Source organism: Micromonospora sp. NPDC048842, assembly GCF_040649935.1.
Taxonomy (GTDB): Bacteria; Actinomycetota; Actinomycetes; order Mycobacteriales; family Micromonosporaceae; genus Micromonospora; species Micromonospora hortensis.
The window spans coordinates 100,481-114,124 of the sequence record NZ_JBEZGK010000002.1 but is presented as its reverse complement, the minus strand read 5'-3'; the positions used below and the strand labels follow the sequence as shown (position 1 = coordinate 114,124).

The window sequence follows — 13,644 nt, the reverse complement described above, 5'->3', positions numbered from 1 at the left end:
AGGCGATCATGACGGCTGACCACCCCTCGGCGCCGCACGGTGAGCTGCCCGGCGCTTCGACGGAGCCGGCGGAATCGATCCTGCTCGACGAGCCCAGCACCACCGACCTGCGGGCGAAGGTGACCGAGGCGTGGCGGGAGTTCGCCCGCGCGCTCGCCGTACGGCTGCGGGAACTTCCCGTCGGCGCGCACCTCGACGTGACCCTGGACCCCACCGCCTCCGGCACCGGGGACGCCGTCTATTCGATAAGCGTCGACGTGGACGCGGACCGGGTGTTGTCCGCCCGCGCGGTCGGCAACGCGGCTCTGCCGGCGGGCTACCGACTGGACCGCGGCGCGGTGGCGGACATGGTCGCGCTCGGTTGGTCCCCGCCCGGGGTGGTCGCCGGCTCCGGCGGTTCCTTCGGGCTGAACGCCACGACTGCCGAGTCGACGCAGGTCGCCACGCTGCTCTCCCGCACGCTGCGGGATGTCTACGGTGCTCCGCACCCGGCCTTCCTCGTCTATCTGGTGCATGACGCCGAGGGCGAGCCGTTGGCAGTGGACGCGCTGGGCACCGCCCGTAGCGAGTTCGGTCCGGACGCCGACGTCGAGGCGGATCTGGAGGAGGCGTTGGCCGAGGCGGCCGCCTCGCAGGTCGAGCGGGACGACGTGCTCGACCTGGCCGATCGGGTCCGCACAGTGGTCTCCACCATGTTGAAGTCGGACACCGACCGGTTGCAGATCGACTCGGACGGCGACATCACCATCCGTGCCGGCTCGGCGATGGTCTTCGTGCGGGTGCGGGACAATCCGCCCCTGGTGGACGTCTTCTCGCCGGTGCTCACTGAGGTGGAGCCGACCGAGCGGCTCTACGTCAAGCTCTCCGAGCTGACGAACCGGATGCCGATCGGCCGCCTCTACTGCGCCGACGACACGGTCTGGGCGTCCATCCCGGTGTTCGGCCGTAACTTCCAGGCGACCCATCTGATGCTGGCGGTGCAGGTGATGACCGGTCTCGCCGACGAGTTGGACGACCGTCTGCACGGCGAGTTCGGTGGCAAGCGGTTCTTCGGTGAGGGTGACAAGCCGGTCCGGCGCGACGAGTCGGAGCACCGCACCGGCATGTACCTCTGAGCTCGATCAGGCCACGTCCAGCAGGGTCTTGCCGACCGTCGCGCGCGCCTCGATGGCGGCGTGCGCGTCGGCGGCGCGTTCCAGTGGAAAGCGCTGGCCGATGAGCGGTCGCAGCTGGCCGGCCGCCGCGTCCGCCAGGGCCTGTTCGGTGTACGCCCGCAGCCGGGCCGGCGGCACGTCCGGGCGGACCAGTGTGACCTGCCGAGCCGCAGCGGCCTCCGCCGACACCGGGGACCACTCCCCGCTCGCCAGCCCGAAGCTGACCATCCGGCCGCCCGGGGAGAGCAGGCCGAAGGCCGCCCGGGCCACCGAACCGCCGACCCCGTCGAGCACCACGTCAACAGCGCCCACCGCAGCGCGGACCTGCTCGGCCCACTCGGGCAGCAGGTAGTCGACGGCCAGTTCGGCGCCCAGGCCGGGTAGCAGGTCCACCTTGCGTCGCCCACCGGCCGCGCCGATCACCCGGGCCCCGGCCCGGACCGCGAGCTGCACCAACAGACTGCCGACGCCGCCGGCCGCGGCCTCCACCAGCACCCGGTCATCTGGGCGGACGCCGACCGCCTCGATCAGCATGGTGGCGGTCCGCCCGTCGGCCAGCAGTGCCACCGCCTCGTCCAGAGCCAACCCGGCCGGCACCGCGATCGTCGCCGACGCGTCCACTACCGCGCGTTCGGCGTAACCGCCGGAACCTCCGGTGGCGCTGACCACCCGCTGCCCGGTCAGCGCCGGGTCGACGTCCGGCCCGATCGCCGTGATCACTCCGCCGACGCCGTTGCCGGGGATCAGCGGTGGGGTGAGGCGGAACGGGCCGGGGTGTCCGGCGCGCAGTTGCGTCTCGATGAAGGTGATGTTCGCGTGCGCGACGTCGATCAGCACCTGGCCGGGACCGGGAACCGGGTCGGGCGCGGGGCCGGGCACCAGCACCTCGGGCCCACCGAACTCACGTAACCAGATCGCCCGCATGACAGCCCCCTCGGCCCCGATGGGCTGCCTCGCCCACTCGCTGCCAGTCCACCTCCTCAACCTGGGTTGAGGTCAAGAGGTGCCGGCGGACGGGCCGACGCCGGGCGATTCGACCAGCCGGGAGAGCACGATGGTGCTGCGGGTGGAGGTCACGAAGGACTCGGCACGCAGCCGCTCCAGTGCCGCTTCCAGGTGGGCGATGTCGGCGGCGCGTAGGTGCACGAGCGCGTCCGCCTCCCCGGAGACGGTGTACGCGCCGACCACCTCGGGGTGTCGGCGGGCGGCCACGCCGATCTGCGCGGGGGTGGTCCGGCCGGCGCAGAACAGCTCGACGAAGGCCTCCGTGGTCCAGCCGACGGCGGCCGGATCAACGACGGCCGTGAATCCCCTGATCACGCCGGTGGCACGCAGTCGGTCGACGCGTCGTTTGACCGCCGGGGCGGAGAGTGACACCCGGGCACCGATGTCGGCGTACGACGCGCGGGCGTCCGCGACGAGTAACGCAATGATCCGCTGGTCTACCGCGTCTATCTGCAACGTTCCGCCTCTGGGAAGCAACGCTTGTGGCTGTTTTCAAAGTTCTACGGTACCTACTCTTGGTGACCGTGAACCAGCAGCGTTTCCCGCGAAAGCGGACATATCTCATGTGCTCGCCGGAGTACTTCGCGGTCGAGTACGCGATCAACCCGTGGATGGACGTGACCACCCCGGTCGACCGGGACCTGGCCGTCAAGCAGTGGGACCGGCTGCGCGAGACGCTTGTCGGCCTCGGCCACGAGGTGCACCTGCTCACCGCCGAGCAGGGCCTGCCCGACATGGTCTACGCCGCCAACGGCGGCTTCGTGGTGGACGGCAGCGTCTACGGCGCACGGTTCAAGCACGAACAGCGGGCCGCCGAGGCCGCCGCGCACCACGCGTTCTACGAGGCGCAGGGCTGGCGGTTCATCGCACCCGGCGAGACCAACGAGGGTGAGGGCGACTTCGCGTACGTGCCGGAGGCGCACGGCGGGCTCATCCTGGCCGGGCACGGCTTCCGTACCGAGATCCCCGCACACGCGGAGGCGCAGGAGGCGCTGGGTCGTCCGGTGGTGTCGCTGCGCCTGATCGACCCCCGCTTCTACCACCTGGACGTGGCGCTGGCGGCCATCGACGACACGAACGTCGTCTACTTCCCGGGCGCCTTCTCCGCAGCCAGCCAGCGGGTGCTCACCCAGCTCTTCCCGGACGCGGTGATCGCCGACGACGAGGATGCGATGGCCTTCGGGCTCAACCTGGTCAGCGACGGCGCGAACGTGGTGCTCAACAGTGAGGCCACCCGCCTGGCCGGCAAGCTCAAGGCGGCCGGATACACCCCGGTCCCGGTCGAGCTGGCCGAGCTGAAGAAGGGCGGCGGCAGTGTGAAGTGCTGCATCGCCGAGCTGCGGCACTGACCCGCGAGCGTCTCGGGGCCGGCCTCCCACTGGGAGACCGGCCCCGAATCGTGTTCCGGGTGGGCGTTCAGCCCAGCGTGGCCAGCTCGTTGATCAGCACGTTCGACATGACCTGACCGTCGCGCTGCACCTCGCGTAGGTACCACTTCTGCTGCGGGGTACGCGGCTGGTTGAACTGCCAGATGCCGCGCGGGCTGTCGATCTGGCCGATCTTGCCCAGGGCCAGGTTGACCTGCTGCGGCGTGGGCTTCCCACCGGTCAGCTGGATGGCCTGGTCGAGCACCTGCGCCGCGTCGTACGACGCCATCGCGTACGTGGTGGGGGTGACCTGGTACTTCTTGCGGTACGCCGAGGCGAAGACCCGGTTCGACGTGTTGTTCAGGTCGGCCGAGTAGTTCAGCGCGGTCTGGATGCCCAGCGCGTTGTCCTTCAGGTTCTCCAGCACGGCGCCCTCGGTGAGGAAGCCGGGTGCGTAGATCGGCCCGGCGAACTTCTCGCGCAGCTGCTTGATGAACTCCACAGCGGCCGCTCCGGCGAAGAAGCAGAAGACCGCTGTGGGCTTCTTGGCCAGCGCCTTGCTGATGTCCGAGGCGTACGTCGTCTTGCCGGGGTTGGAGGTGGCGCTGGTGTAGGTCACCGGGTCGCCGATCCGCGGATCGGTAGTGCCGAAGTCCTGCCGGAAGCCACGGACCACGTCCGGGCTGCCGACGTTCTCCGGCATGATGATCGCCACGCGGCCGTTCGCCGGCAGCTGGTCGCGGAGGTAGCGGCCCAGCGCCTTGCCGGCCTCGTCGAGCACGTACGAGGTCCGCCAGATGTAGAAGACGCTCTGGAGGCTGCTCGGTGAGGCGTTGGAGCCGATCAGCGGGACCCGGGCCTGCTCCACGGTGTCCCGGATGCCGACCATCACCGCCGAGTTGACCACGCCGGTGAGCGCGAGCACGCCCTGCTTGAGCAGGCCCTCGACGGCAGCCTTGCCCGTCTTCGCGGTGTCGCCCTCGTCGGCGGTCAACAGCTCCACCGGGTGGCCGCCCAGCCGCTGGTCGTGCATGTCGAGGAAGAGCTGGAAGCCATTGGTGATGTCGTCGCCGATGCTCTTGAAACCACCAGCCTGCGGCGTGATCAAACCGATCTTGATCGGGCCCCGGTCGGCGGTCGGCTCGGCGTCACCGTCTGAGCCACACGCGGTGACGAACCCGGTGGTACCGAGCGCGGCCAACAGTTGGAGCGCCCGCCTGCGATTCATCTGCGACACCGAGTTCCTTCCAAGGAAGCGTTACAGGGCCGAACACCGCCCCACCGGCGTTCTACCTGGTCCGCGACGCTGCGTCAATGGCTAGTGATCATCGTGCAGGGACCGCAACACGGCGAGGACCTGAGGCCAGGCGTCGGCCTCCGGGTCGATCAGCCCGAAATGCTCGCATCCGGGCAGTTCAACAAGGGAAATATCGGAACCTGTGACACGCGCCTCCGTGACGAAATCCCGGCTCATCTCCACCGGAACCTGGTGATCGTCAGAGCCATGAACAACTACTGTCCGTGTTCGTATCGGTACCAACATTCGTGGATCCGTGCTCGCGTACCGGTCCGGGAACTGCGCCGGGCCGCCGCCGAGCAGCGCGGCGACAGCGCCCGAGTCCAGATCCCGCCGGTACGCCTCGCCAAGGTCGGCCACCGGGGCCAGGGCGAGCACCCCGCCCACCGTTGCCGGGGCGGTGGCCGCCACGTACAGCGCCAGGTGGCCGCCGGCGGAGTGCCCGACCAGGATCGGCGGGGCCAGGCTCACCCGGCCGGGCAGCGCCTCGGCCGCCAGCACCGGCAGCTCGGCCACCGCGGTGAGTACGTCGGTCAGGGTGCCCGGCCAGCCACCCCCGGGCTGCCCGGTGCGGCGGTATTCCAGCTGGGCCACCGGGTAGCCGTCAGCGGCGAGGGCCGCGGCCAGCGGGCCGGTGTGCCGCCGGTCGTACTCGGCCCGCCAGAAGCCGCCGTGCAGGACGACGACCAACGGCCGGGCCGGCCCGGTTCCCGCCGGGAGGCGCAGATCGGCCACCTGATCCGGGTGGTCGCCGTACGCCACTGTCCGGTCGGGCTCCGGTGCGGGCCGGGTCAACACGGCGCGCGGGTCGACAGGCATGGCGCGACGGTAGCGCGCCCCGCCCGGGTGGTTCGGCCCCGGTAGTCGGTCCCGGGCGGCATGGCTCCCGCCCGCTGGGTAAAGATGGACCCCATGACCGAAGCGCGCTCCGCTGGACAGAACGACGAGCCCGGCCCCGACGACTCCGGCCACTCCGGCACCGTGGTGGTGGTTGGTCCGGACGGCCGGCCGATCGGCACGATGCAGACCGACGAGGGCCAGGGCGAGGACCCGACCCGCCTGGTCGAACAGCCGGCCAAGGTGATGCGGATCGGCAGCATGATCAAGCAGTTGCTGGAGGAGGTGAAGGCCGCGCCTCTCGACGACGCCAGCCGCAACCGGATGCGGGAGATCCACGAGCGGTCGATCGTCGAGCTCAAGGAGGGCCTCGCCCCCGAGCTGCGCGACGAGCTGGAGCGCATCTCGCTGCCCTTCGCCGAGGACAAGGCCCCCAGCGAGGGCGAGCTGCGGATCGCGCACGCCCAGCTCGTCGGCTGGCTGGAGGGCCTGTTCCACGGCATCCAGGCGGCCCTGGTGGCCCAGCAGATGGCCGCCCGGGTGCAGCTGGAGCAGATGCGCGGCGGCCGGCAGGCGCTGCCCAGCGGCCCCGGTGGGGTGGTCCCCGGGATGCCGGGCATCGGCCAGCCGGGCGGCGGCGAGGGCCACAACACCGGTCAGTACCTCTGACCTCAGTCCACCCCGAAGATCTTCTCCAGGTACGCCGCCACGCCGTCCTCGGTGTTCGCCGTCGTCACGTCGTCGGCGACCGCCAGGACGGCGCGGTGCGCGTTGGCCACCGCCACACCACGCCCGGCCCAGGTCAACATCGGCACGTCGTTGGGCATGTCGCCGAAGGCCAGCACGTCCGCCGCGGCCACTCCGAGCTGGTCGCAGTACCAGGCCAGTCCCGCCGCCTTGGTCACCCCGGCCGCCGAGATCTCCACCAGCCCTGAGGACGACGAGTGCGTGGCCTCGGCCAACCCCGCCACCGCCGTGCCGATCAGCTCGGCGAAGGCGTCCGGGTCCTGTTCGCCGGCTCGGGCGAGGAGCTTCACCGCCGGGACCGACAGCAACTCCTCCGGCGTCTCGATCGGCCGGATGCCGTTGGCGTCGGCGTCCCAGCGCAGCGGGTAGTGCGCCTCGTGCCGCATCTCCCGGCTGTCCAGGATCTCCACTGCGAAGCTGATCCCGGGCACCTCGGCGCGTAGCCTCCGGGCCACCTCGGCCAGGTGGTGCGGTGCGAGCGGGTCAGCACGCACCACAGCGTCCTCGAACGGGTCGTAGACCACGGCGCCGTTGGCGCAGACCGCCGGCAGCGGCCGGGCGAGCTGGTCGTACACCATCTTGAGCCAGCGGACCGGACGGCCGGTGACCAGGACGACCGGCGTGCCTCGCGCCGCGATCCGGGCGAGCAGGTCGGCGGTGCGTGGGCTGACTGTGTGGTCGTCGCGGATCAGCGTGCCGTCGATGTCGGTGGCGATGAGGCGGGGTGTGTCTCCCATTACCGGGACAGTAGCCGGTCGAGATACACCGCCACCCCGTCGTCGTCGTTGCGCAAGGTCACCTCGTCGGCGGCGGCGCGCAGCGCGGGGTGGGCATTGGCCACTGCCACCCGCGACCAACCGGCCCACTCGAACATCGGCAGGTCGTTGGGCATGTCACCGAAGACCAGCACGTCGGCCGGGTCGACCCCGAGGGTCTGCGCCACCACTGTCAGCCCGGTCGCCTTGTCAACGCCCGGCGGGCAGATCTCGATGAAGCCGAGCCCGGCCTGGGTGAGAGTGGCGACCTGCGGCGAGACGATCCGGCGGGCCACCGCCAGCAGCTCGTCCACGTGGTGGTCGGCGGTCCGGGCGAACGCCTTGATCACGTCGCAGGCGAGGCACTCGTCGCGAGTGCGCGCCTCGAAGCGGTCCTGGTAGGGCCAGCTCTCGTGGTAGTCGCCCCACAGCGGGGCGTCGTGCTCGTCGGACGCCTCGACCATCACGGTCAGCGGGCCGACCTCTGCCTCCAGGTCGGCGAGGAGCCGGGCCAGCACCTCGGCGGGCAGCCGCTCGTCGCGGAGCACCACCGGGCCGCTCGGGTCGCTCTGGTCGACCACTCGTCCGCCGCCGGCCATCACCAGGAAGTCGGCGGCCCGGATGTCGTTGCGGGTCAACTCGGTCAACCGAGGGCCGCGTCCAGTCGCGCCGACCACCGGAATTCCGGCGGCGCGCACCCGGTCGAGCACCCCATGGGTGTACGTGGAGACGGTGTTATCGCTGCGGACCAGCGTCCCGTCGAGGTCGGTCGCGATCAACTTGGGCAGTCCCGGGCGGGTCATCGTTCCTCCTTCGCCCGCCGCCGTCGCACCGCCAGGGTCAGGGAAACCGAGTCCCGGAGTGACGGCGGGCAGCAACCGTACCTCGCGGAACGGGTCGCATCCATGGCTTCCAGGCGAATCGGACGCCAACCCTCAGCGCCGGTGAGGTGTCCCGCGCGCACCACCCACACCTCACCGCGCGATCTTGCACTTTCGGTTGCCGTTTCGCGTACTTATGGGCCCTATGCCGGGACAGAAAATGCAAGATCGGCGCGGGGGTGGGGTGGGGTTAGGGCTGGGGGTCGGGGCGGGCGAAGGGTGCGGCGGGGGTGACCGTCAGGTCGGCTGGGGCGGGGAGGCCGTCCTCGATCGGGTCGGGGTCTCGGCGGCGGCGCCAGGGCCGCGGTGCCGGCGGGTCGGCGGGGTGGTCGTCGTGCGGCGGCCCGAACCCGCCGGGGGGTGCGGCGGGAGTCAACCGCAAGGCGGCCGCGAACAGCACACAGGCCACGAACGCCATCACCAACCCACGGCCGTACTCGACCTGGAAGCCGTCCTGGGGCGAGTAGAAGAAGTTTCGCTGACCGGGGTTGTCGAGGCTGGCCGTGGCAGCCACCAGCAGCGCCAGCAGGCCGCCGGCCAGTGTGAGACCGGCCAGCCGGGCGTTCGGCCGCACGGCCGCAGTGCCGCGCAACGTCAGCGCCACGGTGCAGACGAGAGCGAGAAGCCCGACCAGGTAGCCGACCCCGAAGCCACCGACCTCGGACACCCCGGCGGGCACCTTGATCGTCGTGTTTCCCTCGGGCCCGCCGTTCGGCAGGTTCATCACCAGCCACTCACCGACCAGCGAGGCGATCGCGGCCACCGCGCCCAGACCGGCGAGCAGGAGGGGCAGCCGAGGATCCTGCGCGAAGTCGGCCAGGGACCACGTGAAGCGGCGTCGCGGGGCCGGCTCGTCGGCACCCCACTCGATCACCGCCGGGGCCTCGGATCGGTCGCCCTGCCGCGGGATTGGAAGCTCCTCGGACATCGGCCACCCTTCCGCCGGTCACGGACCTGGGTCGCATCATGGCACAGCAAGCTGGTGGTGACAGGGATCGCAGGGCTGGCGAGCGCGCCGGTCTGTCGCTCGGCGGTCGCCTTTCCGCTAGCGTTTGCCCCATGCCTATCCGTACCGCTTCAGCACAATGGCAGGGCAATCTCACCGAGGGCGCGGGCACCATCCGCACCGGTAAGGGCGGCCTGTCCGGCAACTACTCCTTCAAGTCGCGCTTCGAGGAGGGTGAGGGCACCAACCCCGATGAGCTGATCGCCGCCGCGCACGCCGGCTGCTTCTCGATGGCGTTCTCCAAGGCGCTTGCCGACGCGGGCTCGACGGCCACCTCGGTCGAGACCACCGCCAAGGTGCACCTGGACAAGACCGACGCCGGCATGACCGTGACCCGGATCGACCTGGAGACGGTCGGCCAGGTCCCGGGGATCGACGACGCGGAGTTCCAGAAGCTCGCCGAGGCCGCCAAGGCCAACTGCCCGATCTCCCGCCTGCTCTCGCCGGGTGCCGAGATCACCCTCAACGCCCGCCTGGCTGCCTGAGCCAGCCGGCCCACACCGTACGTCCACGGAAGGAGCCTCCACCCGGTCCCGGGTGGTCGCTTCTTCCGTGCATGTGCGGATGACGGCCACGGCCGTACGGCAGGACCGGGCCGCGTGCCCCCGCGTCGGGCACAATGGGCGAGGTGCCGGTGGAGATGAGCCGTGAGCGCTTCGAGGAGTTGGTCGGCGAAGCCCTCGACGAGGTGCCCGAAGAACTACTCGGCCTGATGAACAACGTGGTGATCCTGGTCGAGGACGACCCGCCACCGGGCGAGGTCGACCTGCTCGGCCTCTACGAGGGGCATGCGCTCACCGAGCGCGGTTGGGACTACTCCGGCGTGCTGCCCGACCGGATCTTCATCTACCGCCATCCGATCCTGCGGATCTGCGACAACGACGAGGACGTCATCGACGAGGTGGCGGTGACAGTGGTGCACGAGATCGCCCACCACTTCGGCATCGACGACGCGCGCCTGCACGCGCTGGGCTGGGGCTGAGCCTCCGCGCTCGACCCGCCCGCGCCGCCGCACGATCCGCCGCGCCGCGCCGCCTGTCCGATGGCCGGTGCTTGCCGAGGTCGCCTACCGTCGGTGCAGCGAACGCGACCCTATTCAGGAGGCCCTTTCATGCGCAGCGAGCTGTTCTCCGCGGAGAATCTGGAGAAGGAGTCCGCGCAGCCCGGCATGCGGTTGCAGAACTCCAAGATGTTGAAGATCGAGCTCAACGGCGAGGCGATGGCCCGGGTCGGGTCGATGGTCGCCTACCAGGGGAATGTGCAGTTCCAGGCGTTGGGTTCAGGCGGCCTTGGCAAGTTCCTCAAGCAGAAGCTCACCGGCGAGGGCGTCCCGCTGATGAAGGTCACCGGGCAGGGTGACGTCTTCCTCGCCGAGTTGGCCAAGGACGTGCACATCATCGACCTGGAGCCGGGCGACGCCCTCTCCATCAACGGCAGCAGCGTGCTCGCCTTCGACTCGACCCTCCAGTACGACATCAGGATGGTCGGCGGCGCCGGGATGGCCTCGTCGTCCGGCCTGTTCAACTGTGTGTTCAGCGGCTACGGGCGGATCGCCATCACCACCAAGGGCACCCCGGTGGTGCTGAACGTGGACGCCCCGACGTACGTCGACCCGCAGGCCGCCGTCTGCTGGTCGGCCAACCTCCAGACCGGCTACCACCGGGCCGAGCAGATGGGCCTCGGCACTTTGCTGGGCCGACGCACCGGTGAGTCGTTCACCATGAGCTTCGCCGGTCAGGGCTTCGTGGTGGTGCAGCCGTCCGAGGAGCCGCCGGTCATGGGCAGTGGCCAGCAGCAGCAGGAGGGCGGTCTGCTCGGCGGTCTGCTGAGCTGACCGGGAGCGGCTGGCCGCACCCGATTTGTCGTTCCGACCGCAGCGGCGCGGGCGCTCCCCTTCACGTGGGGGCGCTCCGCGCCGGTCAGGTCAACTCGCCGGTACGCAGGCGGGTCAGCCAGGCCGCCGCGTCGGCGTAGTCGACGTCGGAGAGGCCCGCCGGCGCGGGCACCGGGCGTTCGCCCGCCTCGGCCCACCGGTGCCGGGGATAGGAGCCCAGGAAGCGGACGTCGGCACAGACCCTGCGGAGCCCCTGCAACGCCTCGCCCAGGCGTACGTCGGCCACGTGGCCGGTGCAGTCCAGGAAGAAGACGTAGCGGCCCAACGCCTCGCCGGTCGGCCGGGATTCGATCCGGGTCAGGTTGACCCCACGGACGGCCAACTCCATCAGTACGGACAGCAGCGCGCCGACCCGGTCGTGGGCGATGTAGACCGCGAGCGAGGTGAGGTCGTCACCGGTCGGCGGTGGTGGCGGCCCGGGGCGGGACACCAGCGCGAACCGGGTCACCGCGTCGGGGTGGTCGGCGATCTTGTCGGCGAGTGTGGTGAGTCGGTGCCGAGAGGCTCCGATCGGTGCGCAGATCGCCGCGTCGTACTCGCCAGTGCCGGCACCCGCGGCCGCCGCTCCGTTGGAGAGCACGTCGACCACCACGGCGTCTGGCAGGTGGTCGCGCAACCAGCCCCGGCACTGGGTGGACGCCTGTGGATGGGCCGCCACGGTGCGGATCGCGGTCAGCGGGGTGTCGGGCCGCGCGGCGAGCACGAACTCCACCGACAGGATCACCTCCCGGGTGATCACCAGCGGCTCGCCCTCGGCCATCTCGTCCAACGTGACGCCCACCGCGCCGCCGATCGAGTTCTCCAGCGGCACCAGCGCGGCGTCGGCGTCGCCGGTGCGGACGCTGTCCAGCGCCTCTCCGACGCTGCGAGCGGGCGTACGGGTGCCGCGCTCGGCGGCGGGTATGGAGCGCAGGGCCTGCTCGGCGAAGGTGCCCTCCGGCCCGAGGAAGACGAAACGTGTCGGCGGTGTTCCCGGCATGCCGATCAGCCTACGCACCCGGCCCGTTGGCCGGGCCGGCGTCGCAGGCGAGGGCGCGGATCCCGGCCGGGCTGGTGGCGCGTACCTCGATGGTGCAGACGTCAGTGCCGGCGGTGACCAGCACCGGGGAACCGGGCTCGCCCCGGGTGACCACCTGGAGTTCCTCGTGCCCGGTCACCGTCAGCACTGTGAACTGCCAGTCACCGGCGCAGAGCGGCCCGGTGCGGACCTGGACCCGGACGTTCGCCGGCAGCACTCCGGCCCTGCCGCGCAGCAGTTGCAGCACCCGCTGGCCGGTCGGCCCGTTGCGGCAGGCCGTCGCGACCAACCCGGCGTCCGGGGTGGGCGTGACCGTACCGAGAGACGGCGCTGTGGTCGGCGGGGTGGACGGTGCGGTGCTCGGGCCGGACGGTGTCGGGGCTGCGGTGTGTGTGGGCACGCTGGTCGGCTCCCCCAGCCCGGGTGGGGCGCCACAGCCGGCCAGCACCGCGACGGCGAGCGCCATCGGCAGGACTCGGGCGAGGCCCCGCGCCGGAACGCGATCGGCTGCCCGGCCAGGGGTCGCCGGTGAGGGGTGGATCGTCGACCGCGGCGAGGGGCACGCGGGCGGGGGTGGGGTGAACGGCACGGGCCGATCCTCGGGACATCGGAGAATTCGTCGCGGCCGGGGTGGCCGAGCCCATCGTAGGGTGAGCGGCCGAACGGGAGAAGGTCAGCCGGTGACGCGGTGCCCGGCGCGCTGGAGCGCGGCCGTGCCCTCGGTCAGCCGGACGGTCGGCACCAGCAGATAGTCGGTGTCGAACGTGGAGAACGTGACGGCGTTGACCCGTGCCTCGGCGAGCGGGTCGACCAGCGCGGCCAGGCTGCCGGTGCCGGCCAGCGCCACGGGGGCGGTGACCCGTAGGCAGCGCCAGGTCGTTTCCACCACGGCCTGTGCCGGGGCCCGCTCGGTCGGGCAGATCACAGAGATCCCGTCGGAGGTCCAGCTCACCGTCACCACGTCCGCGCCGCGCAGCCCGCTCGACAGCGCGTACGGCACTGTGGTGCCAGCGGCCAGCCGGCACACAGCGTATTCCCCCGGCAGCAGAGCGATATCGAGCATGAGGGCACCCTACGGCCTTCGTGCGGACCCATCCGGGCAACGCCGCGTGCGGCGAAGGCCACACTGCGCCGCAGGTCAGACCTCGGAGAAGAAGGTGAGTGAGCCGGCGACGGTGCCGTCGGTGAGCACCGGGGTGGAGATCGCGTCAACTGTCGCGTCGGAGCTGTTCGCCGAGGCGGCCTGCACCCTGAGTAGCCCACGGGCGAGTCGGCCGGAGGAGAGCGCCAGCAGGGGCGGAATCTTGTCGATCTCGGCTTCGGTCAGCTCGCCCCGGTTGGCGGTGAAGTCGAGCAGGCGCAGCCCGCCATCGAGCAACGGTCGCCCGATCAGCCCGGCCGGCTCACCGAGACAGAGCAGCTCGCAACCGGCCGTGGAGATCGCCACCACCCGGGTGTCGGCGTCGATCAGCAGGCACGGCTCGTCGGCCCGGGAGACTGTCGACGACCATTGGCCGACGTTGTCGGACTCCGGCTCTGTCGAGGCCCGCGCCGCCGGCACGAACGCTTCCGAGAGCGAAAGTTCGACGTGGGCCACCGCGCCTCCTATGTGCACCGATCGACTGTCCACGCTAGCGGGTCGCCGACGGAATCACCGAGCGCACCGGGTCACCGGGGCGCGCA

Annotated in this window: 17 protein-coding genes; 6 read left to right on the top strand and 11 right to left on the bottom strand. The window is 71.1% G+C overall.

Translation table 11 applies throughout. The features are described from left to right. Positions 1-8: 8 nt before the first annotated feature. Positions 9-1,115: a hypothetical protein gene (locus AB0C19_RS03040; RefSeq protein ID WP_357178546.1), complete on the top strand. Its 1,107-nt coding sequence runs from the start codon at positions 9-11 to the stop codon at positions 1,113-1,115. Positions 1,116-1,121: 6 nt separating this feature from the next. On the opposite strand, the gene AB0C19_RS03035 is transcribed toward AB0C19_RS03040, so the two are convergent. Further along, positions 1,122-2,078: a zinc-binding dehydrogenase gene (locus AB0C19_RS03035; RefSeq protein ID WP_357178543.1), complete on the bottom strand. Its 957-nt coding sequence runs from the start codon at positions 2,076-2,078 to the stop codon at positions 1,122-1,124. Positions 2,079-2,150: 72 nt separating this feature from the next. Beyond that, the gene (locus AB0C19_RS03030) at positions 2,151-2,615 is read right to left on the bottom strand and encodes an Lrp/AsnC family transcriptional regulator (protein WP_030331732.1); all 465 of its coding nucleotides are present in this window, start codon (positions 2,613-2,615) and stop codon (positions 2,151-2,153) included. Between the two features lie 59 nt (positions 2,616-2,674). Here AB0C19_RS03030 and ddaH point away from each other — a divergent pair, with 59 nt between their 5' ends. Continuing rightward, the gene (gene ddaH, locus AB0C19_RS03025) at positions 2,675-3,508 is read left to right on the top strand and encodes a dimethylargininase (RefSeq protein ID WP_357178539.1); all 834 of its coding nucleotides are present in this window, start codon (positions 2,675-2,677) and stop codon (positions 3,506-3,508) included. A 67-nt stretch (positions 3,509-3,575) separates the two neighbouring features. Here ddaH and AB0C19_RS03020 read toward each other — a convergent pair whose 3' ends face one another. Then, positions 3,576-4,763 (bottom strand): ABC transporter substrate-binding protein, encoded by a 1,188-nt coding sequence (locus AB0C19_RS03020; protein WP_357178536.1) that lies wholly within the window; start codon positions 4,761-4,763, stop codon positions 3,576-3,578. Between the two features lie 81 nt (positions 4,764-4,844). Then, on the bottom strand, positions 4,845-5,642 hold the full coding sequence (locus AB0C19_RS03015; RefSeq protein ID WP_357178533.1) for an alpha/beta fold hydrolase: 798 nt from the start codon (positions 5,640-5,642) through the stop codon (positions 4,845-4,847). Between the two features lie 84 nt (positions 5,643-5,726). Between AB0C19_RS03015 and AB0C19_RS03010 the strand changes: the two genes are divergently transcribed. Further along, positions 5,727-6,329, top strand: coding sequence for a bacterial proteasome activator family protein (locus tag AB0C19_RS03010; RefSeq protein ID WP_091396749.1), 603 nt, complete (start codon positions 5,727-5,729; stop codon positions 6,327-6,329). A 2-nt stretch (positions 6,330-6,331) separates the two neighbouring features. Here AB0C19_RS03010 and AB0C19_RS03005 read toward each other — a convergent pair whose 3' ends face one another. From AB0C19_RS03005 to AB0C19_RS02995, 3 genes are all read right to left on the bottom strand, one after another. After that, complete coding sequence (locus tag AB0C19_RS03005) at positions 6,332-7,144, bottom strand: HAD family hydrolase (RefSeq protein WP_238687580.1); 813 nt, start codon at positions 7,142-7,144, stop codon at positions 6,332-6,334. Next, positions 7,144-7,965 (bottom strand): HAD hydrolase family protein, encoded by an 822-nt coding sequence (locus AB0C19_RS03000; RefSeq protein ID WP_357178528.1) that lies wholly within the window; start codon positions 7,963-7,965, stop codon positions 7,144-7,146. The genes AB0C19_RS03005 and AB0C19_RS03000 overlap by 1 nt, the downstream gene beginning before the upstream one ends. A gap of 268 nt (positions 7,966-8,233) precedes the next feature. Continuing rightward, positions 8,234-8,971 carry a hypothetical protein gene (locus AB0C19_RS02995; protein WP_357178525.1) on the bottom strand — a complete coding sequence of 246 codons (738 nt, stop codon included), beginning with the start codon at positions 8,969-8,971 and terminating at the stop codon, positions 8,234-8,236. A 131-nt stretch (positions 8,972-9,102) separates the two neighbouring features. Here AB0C19_RS02995 and AB0C19_RS02990 point away from each other — a divergent pair, with 131 nt between their 5' ends. From AB0C19_RS02990 to AB0C19_RS02980, 3 genes are all read left to right on the top strand, one after another. Continuing rightward, entirely contained in the window at positions 9,103-9,534 is a 432-nt protein-coding gene (locus tag AB0C19_RS02990) for an OsmC family protein (protein ID WP_357178522.1), read from the top strand. Between the two features lie 149 nt (positions 9,535-9,683). Then, positions 9,684-10,031 carry a metallopeptidase family protein gene (locus tag AB0C19_RS02985; RefSeq protein ID WP_030487733.1) on the top strand — a complete coding sequence of 116 codons (348 nt, stop codon included), beginning with the start codon at positions 9,684-9,686 and terminating at the stop codon, positions 10,029-10,031. A 129-nt stretch (positions 10,032-10,160) separates the two neighbouring features. After that, positions 10,161-10,883, top strand: coding sequence for an AIM24 family protein (locus tag AB0C19_RS02980; RefSeq protein WP_357178519.1), 723 nt, complete (start codon positions 10,161-10,163; stop codon positions 10,881-10,883). Between the two features lie 85 nt (positions 10,884-10,968). On the opposite strand, the gene pheA is transcribed toward AB0C19_RS02980, so the two are convergent. From pheA to AB0C19_RS02960, 4 genes are all read right to left on the bottom strand, one after another. Continuing rightward, complete coding sequence (gene pheA / locus AB0C19_RS02975) at positions 10,969-11,922, bottom strand: prephenate dehydratase (protein ID WP_357178516.1); 954 nt, start codon at positions 11,920-11,922, stop codon at positions 10,969-10,971. Between the two features lie 10 nt (positions 11,923-11,932). Further along, positions 11,933-12,427 carry a hypothetical protein gene (locus tag AB0C19_RS02970; RefSeq protein WP_357178513.1) on the bottom strand — a complete coding sequence of 165 codons (495 nt, stop codon included), beginning with the start codon at positions 12,425-12,427 and terminating at the stop codon, positions 11,933-11,935. Positions 12,428-12,634: 207 nt separating this feature from the next. Further along, positions 12,635-13,024, bottom strand: coding sequence for an ACT domain-containing protein (locus AB0C19_RS02965; RefSeq protein WP_357178510.1), 390 nt, complete (start codon positions 13,022-13,024; stop codon positions 12,635-12,637). A gap of 75 nt (positions 13,025-13,099) precedes the next feature. Next, positions 13,100-13,558 carry a hypothetical protein gene (locus AB0C19_RS02960; RefSeq protein WP_112583869.1) on the bottom strand — a complete coding sequence of 153 codons (459 nt, stop codon included), beginning with the start codon at positions 13,556-13,558 and terminating at the stop codon, positions 13,100-13,102. Between the last annotated feature and the right edge of the window lie 86 nt (positions 13,559-13,644).

What these genes read in the sequence shown, in the direction of transcription:
- AB0C19_RS03015 (WP_357178533.1), bottom strand. Translation starts at nt 5,642, where the DNA reads ATGCCTGTCGACCCGCGCGCCGTGTTGACCCGGCCCGCACCGGAGCCC.
- AB0C19_RS02995 (WP_357178525.1), bottom strand. Translation starts at nt 8,971, where the DNA reads ATGTCCGAGGAGCTTCCAATCCCGCGGCAGGGCGACCGATCCGAGGCC.
- AB0C19_RS03000 (WP_357178528.1), bottom strand. Translation starts at nt 7,965, where the DNA reads ATGACCCGCCCGGGACTGCCCAAGTTGATCGCGACCGACCTCGACGGG.
- AB0C19_RS02970 (WP_357178513.1), bottom strand. Translation starts at nt 12,427, where the DNA reads ATGGCGCTCGCCGTCGCGGTGCTGGCCGGCTGTGGCGCCCCACCCGGG.
- AB0C19_RS03010 (WP_091396749.1), top strand. Translation starts at nt 5,727, where the DNA reads ATGGACCCCATGACCGAAGCGCGCTCCGCTGGACAGAACGACGAGCCC.
- pheA (WP_357178516.1), bottom strand. Translation starts at nt 11,922, where the DNA reads ATGCCGGGAACACCGCCGACACGTTTCGTCTTCCTCGGGCCGGAGGGC.
- AB0C19_RS02990 (WP_357178522.1), top strand. Translation starts at nt 9,103, where the DNA reads ATGCCTATCCGTACCGCTTCAGCACAATGGCAGGGCAATCTCACCGAG.
- AB0C19_RS03040 (WP_357178546.1), top strand. Translation starts at nt 9, where the DNA reads ATGACGGCTGACCACCCCTCGGCGCCGCACGGTGAGCTGCCCGGCGCT.
- AB0C19_RS02965 (WP_357178510.1), bottom strand. Translation starts at nt 13,024, where the DNA reads ATGCTCGATATCGCTCTGCTGCCGGGGGAATACGCTGTGTGCCGGCTG.
- AB0C19_RS03005 (WP_238687580.1), bottom strand. Translation starts at nt 7,144, where the DNA reads ATGGGAGACACACCCCGCCTCATCGCCACCGACATCGACGGCACGCTG.
- AB0C19_RS02980 (WP_357178519.1), top strand. Translation starts at nt 10,161, where the DNA reads ATGCGCAGCGAGCTGTTCTCCGCGGAGAATCTGGAGAAGGAGTCCGCG.
- AB0C19_RS03035 (WP_357178543.1), bottom strand. Translation starts at nt 2,078, where the DNA reads ATGCGGGCGATCTGGTTACGTGAGTTCGGTGGGCCCGAGGTGCTGGTG.